The sequence below is a fragment of the Mesorhizobium sp. P2_E6 genome (genome assembly GCF_056403835.1).
This window is the reverse complement of sequence record NZ_JBFUEQ010000007.1, coordinates 135357-149914: the sequence shown is the minus strand read 5'-3', so window position 1 is coordinate 149914 and position 14558 is coordinate 135357. Positions and strand designations below refer to the sequence as shown.

Below are 14558 nucleotides of genomic sequence, written 5' to 3'. Positions count from 1 at the left end.
AAATCGATCAGGCATCGCCCGGCACATGCTCCGGTCCACGCCGCCGGCGGTGCTCGACATAGGCCCAGATATGCGGCCCGACCAGGCCGATGAAGGCGAGCGTCAGCAGCGTCAGCGACAGCGGATGCTTGTAGAACACCGACCAGTCGCCATTCGAGATGGTCATCGCCCGGCGGAACTGGGTTTCGGCGAGTGGCCCCAGGATCATGCCGATGATGACCGGCGCGGTCGGGAAATCGAAGCGCCGCATCAGGAACCCGGCCGCCCCCAGGAGATAGAGGATGACGAGGTCGATAGGCGATTGCGAGATGCCATAGGTGCCGACCGTGGCGAACACCAGGATGCCGGCATAGAGCTGCGGCGCCGGGATCTTCAACAGCCGCACCCACAGCCCGATCAGCGGCAGGTTGAGGATGACGAGGATGACGTTGGCGATGAACAGGCTGGCGATCAGTCCCCAGACGAGGTCGCCCTGCGTCGTCAAAAGCAGCGGCCCCGGATTGATGCCATAGCTCTGGAACGCCGACAGCATGATCGCCGCCGTCGCCGAGGTCGGCAGGCCGAGCGTCAGCATCGGCACCAGCACGCCGGCCGCGGACGCATTGTTGGCGGCCTCGGGACCGGCAACGCCTTCGATGGCGCCGACCGTGCCGAATTCCTCCTTGTGGTTCGACAGCTTCTTTTCGATTGCGTAGGACAGGAAGGTCGGGATTTCTGCGCCGCCTGCCGGCATGGCGCCGATCGGAAAGCCGATCGCCGCACCGCGCAGCCAGGGTTTCCACGAACGCGCCCATTCGGCTGTTGTCATGTAGAGCGAGCCCCTCAGCGGCACGATCTCGTCCTTGCCGGCATAGCGGCGCGAAGCCATGTAGAGTGTCTCGCCGACGGCGAACAGGCCGACGGCGCAGATGATGACGTCGACGCCGTCAAGCAGTTCGGTCATGCCGAAGGTAAAGCGCGGCTGGCCGGTCTGCAGGTCGACGCCGATCATGCCGATGACGAAGCCGGCGAACAGGCTGGTGAGGCCGCGCACCGACGAGGAGCCCAGCACCGCCGAAACCGTGATGAAGGCCAACACCATCAGCGAGAAATATTCGGCCGGGCCGAAGGCGAGCGCGAATTTGACCACCACGGGCGCCAGGAAGGCGACGCCCAAGGTGCCGATGGTGCCCGCGACGAAGGAACCGATCGCCGAGGTGGCAAGTGCGGCCCCGCCGCGGCCGGACCGCGCCATCTTGTTGCCTTCCAGCGCGGTGACGATGGTGGCGCTTTCGCCAGGCGTGTTGAGCAGGATCGACGTTGTCGAGCCGCCATACATGGCGCCGTAATAGATGCCGGCGAACAGGATGAAAGAGGCCTCCGGCGCCACCTGGTAGGTGATCGGCAAAAGCAGGGCGATGGTCAGCGCCGGCCCGAGACCGGGCAGCACGCCGATGGCGGTGCCAAGCGTGGTGCCGAGCAGGCACCACAGAAGATTGACTGGGGTGAAGGCTACCGAGAAGCCGTGTGCGAGATGGCCGAGCGTTTCCATGGCGTCAGGCTCCAAACGTGCCGATGATCGCATCGATCACCGTGTTCAGCTGGTTCTCGATGAAGCCGGCGCCGATGTTGACGCCGAGCGCCCTGGCGAAGCCGAAATAGGCGGCCAGCGCCAGGATCAGGCCGAGCCCTACGTCGCGCAGCGTGCGCTTGCTGCCGAAGCCGTAGCAGACGAGAACGAACATGATGACGGATGCCGCCGTGAAGCCCAGCGGCTGGATCAGCAGCAGGTTGGCGACGAGGCCGATGACGACGAAACCCATCGCCTTCCAGTCGGTCGGCGTTTCCTTTTCCTCCTCCGGTTGCCAGCCGCCGCGAAGCGCCGCGAGGATGAGCAACAGGGAAAGCACCACAAGACCGACCATGGTGAGGTAGGGAAAGACGGTCGGGCCGACTTTGGAGTAGAGCGGCGACACCGGGATCGCCAGCGTCTGCCAGGCTACAGCGCCGGCGCAGGCCAGAAGCCCGACGCCGATCAACAATTCCGGCACGGCAAGGCGCGACGACGCCGCCTGCTGGTCACTGCTGCTCATGATTGTCCTCCCCAAGAATACTGGCCAGGATAGCTGGCCAAGATGCCCGGCACCGCACGGCCGGTCCTCACCGCAGTGCCGGCTTTGCATTCCATGCGAGAAGGGGCGGCGAGCGCCGCCCCCTTTTGGGAAGATCAGGCGAGCCCGAGGTCTTTCAGGATGGCCTCGATGCGGGCCGTATCCTCGGCAACGAATTTCGCATAATCGTCGCCCGTGAGCAGGATCTGCGTCCAGTTGCGGTTCTTGCACTCGGTCGCCCAGGCGTCGCTCTTGGCCATGCTCTCGACCAGCGTGATCATCGCCGCCTTGTCGGCATCGGAAACGCCGGGAGGTGCGAAGACCCCGCGCCAGTTGAACAGCTCGACATCGATGCCGGCTTCCTTCAGCGTCGGCGCGTCGATGCCGTCCTGGCGCTTGTCGGCCGAGATGGCAAGCAGCCGCAGTGCGCCCGCCTTGACCTGCTCGGAGAACTCGCCGAAGCCGGAGATGCCGGCCGCCACCTGATTGCCGAGCAGCGCCGACAGTGCCTCGCCGCCGCCGGCGAACGGCACGTAGGACAGGTTTGTCGCCGGCACGCCGACGGTCTTGGCAATCAGCCCAAACAGGATGTGATCCGAACCGCCGGCCGAGCCGCCAGCGACAGGAACCTTTGTCGGATCGGCCTTGAGTGCGGCGACGAAATCAGCTGCCGTCTTGAACGGCGACTCCGCCGGCACCACCAAGGCCTCGAACTCGCCGGTAAGGCGCGCGATCGGCGTGACTTGCGTCAGATTGTTGGCAGCCTTGTTGGCGATGATCGCGCCGACCATGACCATGCCGGCAACCATCAGCGAATTGCCTTTGCCGTTCCATTGGTTGATGAACTGCGGCAGCCCGACCGTGCCGCCGGCGCCGCCGACATTGGTGATCTGCGAACCGGAGATCAGCTTTTCGCTGCGCAGCACCTGATCCATCGTGCGCCCTGTCTGGTCCCAGCCGCCGCCAGGTGCCGCCGGCACGAAAATCTGGATCTGCGGCGCGCCTTCGGCGAAAGCGGGAGAGAGATGTAGTCCTGCAAAGCCGGCAGCGCCTGCCGCGGCCGTGCTCATCAAAAATCTGCGTCTGTTCAGCATGGGATTCCTCCAGATCACGACACCTCCTCTGGTGCCTGCCAAAACGCGCCTGAATCCAGACCCGTAATCGAGTTCAAGCAGATGTTACCGAGTTCTGTCAACGGGAACGATATTCTACTAGACAGAACTCATCGGCAGCGCGACACAGTGGCTCCGCTAAGCAGGTTCCGCAAAAGTGTCCCGCGGTTTTGCGACAAGAACCTGCGGCAAACAAAGAAACCTAAGCAGACGACGCGTTGGCGAAGCCAGCGGTGTCTGCTTAGGACCTTCCGAATTGGGAACCGCAATGGACTCATCAAGCAGATCGGCTGATCCAGACATCCGGCACGCGGCTACCGAAGGGGTTGCCGCGCTTGATCGGGCGATCGCCATCCTCGACGCCTTCACCACCGCCGACCGGTCGCTCAGCCTGGCCGAAATCGCGGCCCGTACCGGCCTCTACAAGAGCACCATCCTGCGGCTTGCGCACTCCCTGTTGCGCGGGCAGTTGCTCGAGCGCCTGGACGATGGCCGCTACCGCGTTGGACCCGCCGCCTTCCGGCTCGGCGCGCTCTATCAGCGTTCGGTGGTGGCAGTCGACATCCTGCTGCCGATCATGCGCGACCTATCCGAGCAAAGCTGGGAAAGCGTTGCTTTCTATGTTCGCTCGGGCGACGTCCGCACGTGTCTCTACCGCGTCGAATCCAAGCACCCGATCCGCTACACGATACGGGAAGGCGACGTGCTGCCTCTGCTGGTTGGGTCGGGCGGCCGCGTGCTTGCGGCGTTTTCCGGCCAGCAGGGCGAACCCTACGAGACCATCCGCAAGACCTGCAACTGTCTCGCCGTCGGCGACCGCGACCCAGAGACGGCGGGCGTGTCGGCGCCGGTGTTCGGTCCGGGCCGGGCCCTGCTCGGCGCCTTGACGCTGGCCGGCCCCAGCTCGCGCGTCGACGCCGCGTTCCTTCAGCGCATGAAACGCCCGCTGCTCGAGGCGGCGGCGCGCGCCACCCGCGCCTTCGGCGAGGACGCCTCCATGCTCGAGCAGGCGAGCCTCGCCGCAGACGCCGTGTCGTAGTGGGGTCGAAGGCGCCGCAGCCGGAGCTGCCTCAGTTCAAATTTGACCAGAACCACACGGCGGTTCTTGGCACGGCCCGCCTCGTCGCCATTGCTGGCGACAGGCGCACTGCGATCTATGCTTGGTAGCGCGGGGATCTCCAGTCGATGACGCCGCTCAGGGCAGCCGCTCCAGCAGAATGGTCGGGGCGTCATGGTAGGTGGTCCGCACCACTTCCCGGTAGCCGCACTTCGTCGCAACGTTCAGCGACGCGGCGTTTTCCGGATCGATGATGCAAACGGTCCTCGCGGACCCGAAAGTCTCTTCGCCCCATGCCAGGACGCGGCCAACCACCTCGGTGGCGAAGCCTGCGCCATGAATGGCAGGAGCGAGCGCCCAGCCGGCCTCGGGAATGCCTTCGATCGACGGCTGCATATCGCGCTTCAGGTCGTGAAACCCGGCCTCGCCGATGAAACGGCCCGTCGCCTTTTCCTCGATCGCCCAGAAGCCGTAGCCGAGCAGCGACCACAGGCCGGCATGACGCAGGAAGCGCATCCAGCTTTCTTCGCGCGTGCGCGGCTTGCCGCCGATGAAACGGGTGACCACGGGATCGGTCCACATCACGGCATAGGCGTCGAAATCTCCCAGCCGGTGTGCCCGCAGGATGGTTCGCTGCGTCTCGATCACAGGGGCGATGGTCGCTCGCGGATTGTTCATGGGATTGCCTCGCTTATCCACCCGGCGCGTAGCAAATTGCCCGGGCCAGACAAGGGCCAAGGCAGGGCATGTCATCTTCCAGGCGAGAAAATCGCGCTAAGCCGCGCCACAAATACGACGGACACCCATGCGGGCAACCTGGTCTCAAGCTCGGCTATGGGAATTCGGCGCGACGATGCTATTTTCGCGACAGGCTGATTCAGCATCTGCAAGCGCAATCCTTTCAGGCACGGGCTTGTGCCGTCAAACCCAGGGAAAAAGCATGGACACCACCGATCTCGTGCTTGCCATCGTCCACCATCTGCTGGTTTTTTCCCTGGCAGGGATCATCGGCGCCGAATTCGTGCTGATCCGCGGCGACCTGGCCGCCGCCACGCTCAAGCGGCTCGCCGGCATCGACCGTCATTATGGGATCATCGCCGCGCTGATCATCATCGTCGGGATCGGCCGCGTCTTCTATGGCCTCAAGGGTTGGGAATTCTACGTCTACAACTGGATGTTCTGGGCCAAGATGGCGGCGTTTGGCATCGTCGGCCTGCTGTCGATCATCCCGACCGTCCGCTTCATCTCCTGGAACAGGCAGGCAGGCGCCAATCCCTCGTTCCTGGTGCCGGCAGCCGAGCTTGCATCCGTCAAGACCTTTGTCCGCGCCGAGGCATTCATCTTCCTGTTGATCCCGGTCTTCGCCGCGGCGATGGCACGCGGCTACGGCTACTAATCGCCGGAGGCAACCGTTTCTAGCGGAGCTATCGGCACCAGCGGTGCCGGCACATCGGTCGTCTTCTCCTGCGCCTTGCAGATGTCGGCGATGACGCAGGCCGGACAATCCGGCTTGCGCGCCTTGCAGACATAGCGGCCATGCAGGATCAGCCAGTGATGCGCGTGGCGCATGTATTCGTCCGGGATGATCTTCAACAGTCCCTGCTCGACCTGTTCCGGCGTCTTGCCGGGCGCCAGCCCGAGCCGGTTGCCGATGCGGAAGATGTGGGTGTCGACCGCCATCGTGTGCTGGCCGAAGGCCATGTTGAGCACGACATTGGCGGTCTTGCGCCCGACCCCCGGCAGCTTGACCAGTTGATCCCGGTCGTCAGGCACATCGCCGCCATGGTCGCGGATCAGCGCTTGCGACAGCGCCATCACGTTCTTGGCCTTGTTGCGCCACAGCCCGATGGTTCTGATATAGTCGCCAACCTTGGCTTCACCCAGCGCCAGCATCTTTTGCGGTGTATCGGCTGCCTTGAACAGCGCCCGCGTCGCTTTGTTGACGCCGGCATCGGTCGCCTGCGCCGACAGCACCACCGCCACCAGCAATGTGAAGGCGTTGACATGTTCGAGCTCGCCCTTCGGCTCAGGCCGCTGGGCGGCAAAACGCCGGAAGATCTCGTGCACTTCGGCCGCGCTGTAGCGCGACGAACGCCGCACCGGCCGCGGACGCGGCTTGGCGTTCGTCCCGTCGCGCCGGCCGGGCAACAGCTCATTTTTGGGCATGGATGATTCTTTGGACTTGGGGCTCGCCATTTCCTTCCTATAATATCCCGCCATGAGCGACACAAACGCCTCATTTCAGGCCGACGAGCCATTCTTTCAGGCGCTGCTGACCCCGCACCGGTCCCTGGGCAAAACCGGTTTTGCCTTGCTGATGGGCGCGCTGCTGTTCGGCTGGCTGGTGACAGGCGCCTTTTTCCTGTCGCGTGGCGCCTGGCCGGTGTTCGGCTTCCTCGGCCTCGACGTGGTCGCCGTCTACATCGCTTTCCGCGCCAACTATCGTGCCGCGCGTGCCCGCGAGGAGGTGTCGGTCTCGCGCACCAGCCTCGACATCCGCAAGACCGCGCCATCCGGAAAATCGGAAGCGCATCGCTTCAACCCGTTCTGGGCGCGGTTTTCGGTCGCCCGTCACGCCGAGATCGGCATCACCAGGATGACAGTGGAAGCACAGGGACAGAACGTGCCGATCGGCGGGTTCCTCAATCCCGACGATCGCGAGACCTTCGCCACCGCCTTTTCGCGGGCGCTGGCGACCGCCAAGGCACGCTGATCTAGAACCGGTAGCGCAACAGCCTGCCGACCTTGCGCAGGGCTGGAATGTGTCTCCAAAGGCGGACGAACAGCTTCGCGACCCAGCCCATGCGGGCGGCGTGTTCAGGCTTGTAGGCCGAGATGTCATCGACGAACCGTAGCTTTGGGATGGCCAGTTCCAGGTCGTGCGGATCGTCGATCGCCCAATACACTTGGGCACCCGTCGCCTTGATGGCCGGATTGAGGCGAAGCAGCTTCAGGCCAAAACGGCTGTAGGCGTCGAACATCAGTTCGCCACTGGCAAGATGCGAGACCAGCCGCGCAAACAGGCGTGGTCCCTCGTTGGCAGCTAGATAGGGCGTCAGGCCTTCCGCCACCACGATGGCCGGGCGATTGCGCGGCACCGAGGCCAGCCAATCCGGTTCGGTCACCGACGAGGCGATCAGATGGCAATGGGCCCGGGACGGGTACAGCTTGCGTCTGAGCTCGATGACTTCAGGGTAGTCGACATCAAACCAGTCCACGCCCTGTGGCGGATCGACACGAAATATGCGCGTATCGAGCCCGCATCCCAGATGCAACACGATGGAGTCGGGATTTCTCGCGAGAAAGTCCTGAACATGGACATCCAGCGTCTTTGCCCTGATCGCCAGGCCGACGCCGAGATTGGTGTCGACCTTGAGCCTGGAGAAATCGTAGTCGATCTTGCGCACCGCCTCGTCGGCGAAATGATCCCCGAGCAGCGTATCCGGCAACCTGCTCTCCAGAGCCTTGCCGTAGAGCGTCAACAGCAACGTCCCCTTTTCCCCGGTCAGATGTATCTTCTCGCCAGCCATGTGCGATTCCTAGTCAGAGCATGATCCCGAAAAGTGGAATCCGGTTTTCGGGAAAGATCATGCTTATACAAACAGACAGAGCCCCATCCCGACCTCATCGGGATGGAACAGGCTCTCGAAAACCCGAGTCTATCTGGGTACGCGCCGCAAGAAGGCAAGTTTCGGGTGGCGATCGACGCCCCAAGGGGCGATATTCCTGCCCAAGGAGACAGTTCCATGAGCACACAGACGGCCGTTCTCAAGAAGGACATCACGCCCGAAGGCAGCGACTACGAAATCGTGCGCCGCGCCATCGAGAAGATCAGCCTCGACTATCGCGACCAGCCATCGCTGGAAGAACTGGCCGAAGAGGTCGGCGAGACTCCGACCGGCCTGCAGAAACTCTTCACCCGCTGGGCCGGCCTGTCGCCAAAAGCCTTCCTGCAGGCGGTGACACTGGACCATGCCCGCAAGCTGCTGGATTCAGGCATGCCGTTGCTCGAAACGTCATTCGAGCTGGGCATGTCCGGCCCCGGCCGGCTGCACGACCTCTTCGTTACCCATGAAGCGATGTCGCCGGGCGACTACAAGACGCGCGGCGCAGGCCTCACCATCCGCTACGGCTACCACCCCTCGCCGTTCGGCACTGCCCTGATCATGGCTACCGACCGCGGGCTTGCCGGCCTCGCCTTCAGCGATCCGGGCGAGGAACGCGCCGCCTTCGCCGACATGTCCAGCCGCTGGCCGAACGCCATCTATGTCGAGGACATGGCCGCGACGGGGCCCTATGCGGCGCGCATCTTCGACCCGACGCTGTGGCGCCCCGACCAGCCGCTGCATGTCGTCATGATCGGCACCGACTTCCAGGTTCGCGTCTGGGAGGCGCTGCTCAACATACCGATGGGCAAGGCCCGCACCTATTCCTCGATCGCCGCCAGCATCGGCGCGCCGAGCGCCAGCCGTGCCGTCGGTGCCGCCAACGGCGCCAACCCGCTCTCTTTCGTGGTTCCCTGCCACCGCGCCATCGGCAAGTCCGGCGACCTCACCGGCTATCACTGGGGTCTGACCCGCAAGCGAGCCATTCTGGGTTGGGAAGCAGGGCAAGTGTCGTCGTGAATGTCGATTTTCCAAGAACCCCCCCGCAGAATCTATAAATGCCGGACTTATCAAGTATAAGTGCGATTATTGCATCGGATTTTCTTGATTGCAACCAAAAGCAACCTCTGGTTTAGCGATTGTTATTTTAAGCAATTGTTCAAGTTAACTCTAAATTAACTACGATAAAGTGATGATGACCCATATTAATTCGGACTATCCGGCTTAATGGGAGGTCTCGATGACATCGTTTCGCGCCGTCTTCGGCGCAGCCCTGCTGGTCGCCTGTATTGAACAGTCCGCATTGGCCACAACGCAAAATGTCATTTTCAATGGCACGATCACCGCAACCTGCACGCTTGTGGTCGCCACCAACGGCACGATGACGGTGAGCCCCGATCTTCAGTCGCTAAGCTCGCACAACAGCGGCGGCTTGGCCGGAACGGTCACGCTGACCACCACTGGAGGCGTATCGCTCAGCGTAGACCCGGTCACCATCACCACTGTGCCGGCTGCCGACACGACGTCGACCACCTGGACACCGACCTACTCCGCCGCCGGTACGCACTCCATCGCCGAGACCGGCTCGGCCACCAGCCTCGGCACACCCGGCGCTGACCTCGTCTCGGTCAACCTCGCCGGCACCAAGGGCGGCAGCAACCGCTTCGCCTCCGGAAACTATCAGGCAACGGTGACTGTGCGCTGCGAATAAGCTCTCGGAAGGAGGGGCCTTTGACACATGCTCGAACCTTGGCGACGGCGCTGGCCGTCGGCCTGATGCCCATTGCCGCCGCTGCCCAGTCGATGTCGCCGATGCGAGGCGAGGTCAACAGCTTCACTGACGTCTTCGCGGTCCGCGTATTCCCGGCCAATCCCTACGACCAGAAGATCAGGGTCGAAATCCACGTCTACGATCAGGATTTTCAGCCGGTGGCCGCCAGGATCTCTCCGAGTTCCTTCCAATTGGCTTCCCAGGCTTCCCGTCCTGTCCTTGTGGTCGTGCCCTTCGGCGGCGCTGCCGAGCGCAAAGTGCGTATCTGTACCGAAAGCATCCCCTTTCCCAATCAACAGACGCAGATAAAGGCACAGATATGCGGCAAGTTTTTTGGGCACCGCAAATCCTGACAGTCGCACTTGCAGCGATGTCTGCGGGGATTTCGCCGGTTCTGGCCGAGGATGTCTACAATCTCAACCAGAATGAGAGCGGCTTCAACCTGCCCGGCGTAACCTTGCCTCAGGGGCAGGACGAGGTCCACGCTTCCGACGGCACCACCTGCCGTTCGGCGGTATCGGGTACCGGCGCCTATGTCGACCTCGGCGTCATCAGAGGCAACAACCGGTCGAACAATGACCTCGCCACCTACGGCCGCGTGGTGATCCCGATCGGGCGCTCGCCCAAGCGCGTCGATTGCAGCCGTCTTTACGAGCTTGAGGTCGAGCGCCTGCAACTGGAGCTGAAACTCCTCAAAATGGGCCTCGGCGCCGACGGCCCGACGGCGAGCGTGGCCACCAGCGCTCCCGCTCCCGCGGTCGCATCACCCGGATGGGCCAACGAGGGCTGGAGCATCAGGACCGGAAATGGCGATGGCAAGAAAAAGAAGAAGAAATAGCCGCGCGCTGCTTGCGACCGCGGCACTTGCCGGCCTCTGCCTTCCGGCGCGAGCGGCGATCATCGGCACCTGCACCATCATGGTCGGGGCGTCGGGAACGATGACCGCAAATCCTGCCATCAGCATCCTGGGCTCCAAACAGGCAGGCGGGTCGAGTGCGACCGCCACCATCACCGCCAGTTCGCTGCTTTGCACCTTGCTCAACCTGCTCGACTGTTATTCCGTTTCCGCGCCGGCGCCCGCCTCGTTCTCGTCAGCGCCAAGCGGCGGCGGTACCAACGTCAACTTCAGCACCGTCTACCGCCTCGACGGCACCGGCGTCGACACCTCCGGAAGCGTGCCGCAGCGTGTCGTCAACGGCACCCACCCCATGCAGGTCGACCTCACCGCCACCAAGTCGAGCGGTATCTTTCCCGCCGGCAACTACCAGGGCACGGTCACCGTGCGCTGTGAATAGGCACAAATCGAGCTGGACCATTCGCGTGGTCTGGCAAGCCGCGGCCTTACAGGCTAGCTTCCCGCGCAATAGGAACGACCTGCGTTCGCCCGGACGCTCAAAAGACACTCCAGTTTTTGAATTCGTGCTGGCAGGAGGCCTTGCTTGATTATCGTTATCGGCTCGATCAACCTCGACCTGATCGCCAATGTCGACCGCTTGCCGAGCCCTGGCGAAACAGTAGCCGGCTCGACCTTTGCCACCGCGCCCGGCGGCAAAGGCGCCAACCAGGCGCTGGCGGCGGCACGCGCCGGCGCTCCGGTGCGCATGGTCGGCGCCGTCGGCAAGGACAGCTTCGCCGCCGAGGCGTTGGCATTGCTGCGCGACGGCAAGGTCGATCTGTCTGGCGTCGCCGAGACTTTTGCGTCGACAGGCACAGCCCTGATCATGGTCGGCGACGACGGCGAGAACATCATCGCCGTGGTGCCGGGCGCCAACGCGTCCGTATTGCCTGGCGACCTCTCAAAAGCCTTCTTCAAAAAGGGCGATATCGTACTCCTGCAACATGAGGTCCCGCTGGCGACCGTCGGTGCCGCGCTCGACCAGGCAAGGGCGGCTGGCGCCATCACCGTGCTCAACACCGCACCCTTCCAGGGCGAAGCGGCGGCCTTTCTTGCCAAGGCCGATTATGCAGTCGCCAACGAAACCGAATTCGACCTCTATGGCGAGGCGCTGTCGCTCAATGGTCGCGACCGGGCGGCGCGCATGCGAGACTATGCCGGGAAGACCGGCCGCACCATCGTCGTGACGCTCGGCGGCGACGGCGTGATGGCGGCGACGCCAAGCGATTTCCTGACCGTTCCGGCAATGAAGATCACGCCTGTCGACACGGTCGGCGCCGGCGACACGTTCTGCGGTTACTTCGCCGCCGGCCTGTCGTCCGGCCTGGCGCTCGAACAGGCGCTGGCGCGCGCCGGCGCGGCGGGCTCGCTGGCCTGCCTGAAGCCAGGCGCCCAGCCGGCAATTCCGCTGGCCAAGGATGTCGACCAGGCATTGCAGGAAACGCGTTGAAATGCTGCGCCCTCAGACGAAACATGCCGTGGCGCCGGCCAGCGACATCTGTCGCCTGTCCGCGGTCGCACTTGCCGACGCGATCCGCCAAAGGAAACTTTCCGTCCGCGAGGTGGTGACGGCATTCCTCGACCGGATCGAGGCGGTCAACCCGCTGGTCAACGCCATTGTCTCCTTGCGCGACCGTGGCGACATCCTGCGCGAGGCCGACGCTGCCGATGCCAGACGGGCAGATGCCGAAACCGGCTCGTTGTTCGGCCTGCCGATCGCCATCAAGGACCTCGCCTCGACCACTGGCCTCAGGACCTCGCTCGGCTCGCCGATCTTCGCCGACTTCGTGCCGCAGGAAGACGATTTCTTCGTCGAGCGTATCCGCAACGCCGGCGCCATCATCATCGGCAAGACCAACGTTCCGGAATTCGGGCTTGGCTCCAACACCTACAACAATGTGTTCGGGCCCACGCTGAACGCCTTCGATCCGGCGCTGACCGCCGGCGGCTCGAGTGGTGGCGCGGCGGTGGCGCTGGCGCTGGATATGCTGCCTGTCGCCGATGGCAGCGACTTTGGCGGCTCGCTGCGCAACCCGGCCGCCTGGAACAATGTTTTTGGCTTCCGCCCGTCGCAAGGGCTAGTTCCCGGCGGACCCGACGTCGAGGTCTTTCATGCGCAGATGGGTGTCGATGGGCCGATGGGCCGCAACGTCTGCGACATGGCCCTGCTGCTCGACGTGCAGGCGGGTTATCATCCGCAAGCGCCATTGTCCTATGAGAAACCTGGCTCGTTCCTCGACGGGCTTGCGACAGGGACTACTGGCGGCCGCATCGCCTGGTTCAGCGACCTCGGCGGTCATCTGCCTGTCGAAGCCGGGATTCTCGATCTCTGCGAGACAGCGCTCGGCCGGTTGGCGGATGCATCCTCCTTCCCCTGGCAGCCTCTGCAGCCGAATTTCGATTTCGAAGCGCTGTGGCAGGCTTTCGTCACACTGCGCCAGGCCAGCAGCGGCTGTGCGCTCAAAACCCACTACGACGATCCCTCGAAGCGCGGCCTGCTGAAGCCGGAAGCCGTCTGGGAGGTAGAGAACGCTATGCGGCAGACGGCGCCGCAGATCCGCGCGGCCTCGGTCATCCGCACGTCCTGGCATCGCACGCTGCTGTCGATCTTCGACCGCTATGATCTGATCGCGCTACCGACCGCGCAGGTCTTCCCCTTCGATGTCGGCACGCCCTGGCCGCGCGAGGTCGCCGGACGGGCGATGGACAGCTACCACCGCTGGATGCAGGTTTCCGCATTCGCCACCCTGGGCGGCTGCCCGGCGGTCAACGTGCCGGTCGGCTTCGACGACAAGGGCCGGCCAATGGGCATGCAGTTGATCGGCCGGCCACGCGGCGATCTTGCAGTGCTCAAGGCGGCAGCCGCCTATGAGGCAACGCTGCCGTGGCAGACCGGCGCCTGAACCGGTGCATTGGCGTATCGCAGAGCTTGGCGTGCCGGCTTGCGCCGGCTGCGCTGCCATGCATTGATTGCCGTCAGCCCGCGCCGCTCTGGCGGCATCCTTGAGGAAAAATCATGTCGCTGGAACTCTACGCCGCCTATGTCCTCGCTTGCATCGTCATCATCCTGGTGCCCGGCCCAACGGTTACGCTGATCATCGCCAACAGCATCCGCCATGGCTCCCGCGCCGGGCTCGCCAATGTCGCCGGCACGCAGGCCGGGCTTGCCGTGATGATCGCCATCGTCGGCATCGGCCTCAACACGCTGATCTCGGGCATGGGTCATTGGTTCGAATGGGTACGGCTGATCGGCGCCGCCTATCTGATCTGGATGGGCGTGCAGATGTTCCGTTCCAAGGGCACGCTGAACGCCGACGGAACGGCAAGGAAACCGCGCGGCGGCTTCTTCCTGCAGGGCCTGCTGGTAGCGCTCAGCAACCCCAAGACGCTGGTGTTCTTCGGCGCCTTCTTTCCGCAGTTCATCGCGCCTCAGGGCAATTACTCGTTGCAGATCGTGGTCATGGGCCTCACTGCCATGATCTTCGCGGCCATCTCGGATTCGACCTATGCACTGGCCGCCGGCCGCGCCGGGCGCCTGCTGTCGGCCAGCCGCATCAAGCTCATGTCCAGGATCAGCGGCAGCTTCCTGGTCGGCGGCGGCCTGTGGCTGGCGTTTTCACGGTCGAAGTAGTCGCAGACCTACGGCTGATGAGGGCTGATTGAAAATCAGCCTTCTCGCCACCACATGAATCCGCGCCGGGGATTCATATCTATGTCTTGGACTTATGCTGATTTGAAAAGGAACGCGCCTGGCGTGATCCTGGTTGGCTCTCTGTTCGCGGTGATGGTTCCCTCGGCTCTGAACAAATGGACCAATGACGCAAGCCCGATCCATTCGGTTGAGGCAGTCGAGGCAACGATCAAAAGTGCTCAGTGGGGCAAGGGTCGCAGCGTCTACGTGCTATCCCTTGAGAGCGGTTCGTTAGTTCTCGTCGACGACGATCGCCCGCCCCTGATCGGCTCACGCGTTGGCATCGAGCGCGTGACACGCGACAGTGGCTTCGTTTTCTACCGGTTTGCGGATTGAA

18 protein-coding genes are annotated in these 14558 nt (G+C 63.7%); 12 read left to right on the top strand and 6 right to left on the bottom strand.

Going from position 1 to position 14558, the window contains the following annotated elements:
* Positions 1-7 precede the first annotated feature (7 nt).
* From AC1D08_RS19055 to AC1D08_RS19045, 3 genes are all read right to left on the bottom strand, one after another.
* On the bottom strand, positions 8-1531 hold the full coding sequence (locus AC1D08_RS19055; RefSeq protein WP_457150940.1) for a tripartite tricarboxylate transporter permease: 1524 nt from the start codon (positions 1529-1531) through the stop codon (positions 8-10).
* 4 nt (positions 1532-1535) lie between these two features.
* Positions 1536-2072, bottom strand: a complete 537-nt coding sequence (locus AC1D08_RS19050) for a tripartite tricarboxylate transporter TctB family protein (protein ID WP_095084692.1) — start codon at positions 2070-2072, stop codon at positions 1536-1538.
* 134 nt (positions 2073-2206) lie between these two features.
* Entirely contained in the window at positions 2207-3184 is a 978-nt protein-coding gene (locus AC1D08_RS19045) for a Bug family tripartite tricarboxylate transporter substrate binding protein (RefSeq protein ID WP_457150941.1), read from the bottom strand.
* A gap of 286 nt (positions 3185-3470) precedes the next feature.
* Here AC1D08_RS19045 and AC1D08_RS19040 point away from each other — a divergent pair, with 286 nt between their 5' ends.
* A complete protein-coding gene (locus AC1D08_RS19040; protein WP_457151916.1) occupies positions 3471-4241 on the top strand; it encodes an IclR family transcriptional regulator in 771 nt (256 codons plus the stop codon).
* Positions 4242-4397: 156 nt separating this feature from the next.
* Here the strand turns inward: AC1D08_RS19040 and AC1D08_RS19035 are convergent, their stop codons facing one another.
* On the bottom strand, positions 4398-4937 hold the full coding sequence (locus AC1D08_RS19035) for a GNAT family N-acetyltransferase (RefSeq protein WP_457151915.1): 540 nt from the start codon (positions 4935-4937) through the stop codon (positions 4398-4400).
* A 262-nt stretch (positions 4938-5199) separates the two neighbouring features.
* Between AC1D08_RS19035 and AC1D08_RS19030 the strand changes: the two genes are divergently transcribed.
* Positions 5200-5655: a DUF2214 family protein gene (locus AC1D08_RS19030; protein WP_457151914.1), complete on the top strand. Its 456-nt coding sequence runs from the start codon at positions 5200-5202 to the stop codon at positions 5653-5655.
* Here the strand turns inward: AC1D08_RS19030 and nth are convergent.
* Positions 5652-6455, bottom strand: a complete 804-nt coding sequence (nth, locus tag AC1D08_RS19025) for an endonuclease III (protein WP_457151913.1) — start codon at positions 6453-6455, stop codon at positions 5652-5654. The two genes, AC1D08_RS19030 and nth, sit on opposite strands and share 4 nt — an antisense overlap.
* Before the next feature lie 22 nt (positions 6456-6477).
* Here nth and AC1D08_RS19020 point away from each other — a divergent pair, with 22 nt between their 5' ends.
* On the top strand, positions 6478-6972 hold the full coding sequence (locus AC1D08_RS19020; RefSeq protein WP_095084698.1) for a DUF2244 domain-containing protein: 495 nt from the start codon (positions 6478-6480) through the stop codon (positions 6970-6972).
* Position 6973: 1 nt separating this feature from the next.
* On the opposite strand, the gene AC1D08_RS19015 is transcribed toward AC1D08_RS19020, so the two are convergent.
* Positions 6974-7789, bottom strand: a complete 816-nt coding sequence (locus AC1D08_RS19015) for a class I SAM-dependent methyltransferase (RefSeq protein ID WP_477423748.1) — start codon at positions 7787-7789, stop codon at positions 6974-6976.
* A gap of 216 nt (positions 7790-8005) precedes the next feature.
* Here AC1D08_RS19015 and AC1D08_RS19010 point away from each other — a divergent pair, with 216 nt between their 5' ends.
* From AC1D08_RS19010 to AC1D08_RS18970, 9 genes are all read left to right on the top strand, one after another.
* A complete protein-coding gene (locus AC1D08_RS19010) occupies positions 8006-8884 on the top strand; it encodes a methylated-DNA--[protein]-cysteine S-methyltransferase (RefSeq protein ID WP_457151911.1) in 879 nt (292 codons plus the stop codon).
* Between the two features lie 220 nt (positions 8885-9104).
* Positions 9105-9575, top strand: a complete 471-nt coding sequence (locus tag AC1D08_RS19005; RefSeq protein ID WP_457151910.1) for a hypothetical protein — start codon at positions 9105-9107, stop codon at positions 9573-9575.
* Between the two features lie 20 nt (positions 9576-9595).
* Positions 9596-9988 (top strand): hypothetical protein, encoded by a 393-nt coding sequence (locus AC1D08_RS19000; RefSeq protein ID WP_457151909.1) that lies wholly within the window; start codon positions 9596-9598, stop codon positions 9986-9988.
* Positions 9955-10473: a hypothetical protein gene (locus tag AC1D08_RS18995; protein ID WP_457151908.1), complete on the top strand. Its 519-nt coding sequence runs from the start codon at positions 9955-9957 to the stop codon at positions 10471-10473. The genes AC1D08_RS19000 and AC1D08_RS18995 overlap by 34 nt, the downstream gene beginning before the upstream one ends.
* Positions 10448-10930, top strand: a complete 483-nt coding sequence (locus AC1D08_RS18990; protein ID WP_457151907.1) for a hypothetical protein — start codon at positions 10448-10450, stop codon at positions 10928-10930. Before AC1D08_RS18995 ends, AC1D08_RS18990 begins: the two co-directional genes overlap by 26 nt.
* Before the next feature lie 144 nt (positions 10931-11074).
* Positions 11075-11980: a ribokinase gene (locus AC1D08_RS18985; RefSeq protein WP_457151906.1), complete on the top strand. Its 906-nt coding sequence runs from the start codon at positions 11075-11077 to the stop codon at positions 11978-11980.
* A gap of 1 nt (position 11981) precedes the next feature.
* On the top strand, positions 11982-13433 hold the full coding sequence (locus tag AC1D08_RS18980; RefSeq protein WP_457151905.1) for an amidase: 1452 nt from the start codon (positions 11982-11984) through the stop codon (positions 13431-13433).
* A gap of 113 nt (positions 13434-13546) precedes the next feature.
* A complete protein-coding gene (locus AC1D08_RS18975; RefSeq protein WP_095084705.1) occupies positions 13547-14161 on the top strand; it encodes a LysE family translocator in 615 nt (204 codons plus the stop codon).
* 123 nt (positions 14162-14284) lie between these two features.
* Positions 14285-14557 carry a hypothetical protein gene (locus tag AC1D08_RS18970; RefSeq protein WP_457151904.1) on the top strand — a complete coding sequence of 91 codons (273 nt, stop codon included), beginning with the start codon at positions 14285-14287 and terminating at the stop codon, positions 14555-14557.
* Position 14558: the final 1 nt, after the last annotated feature.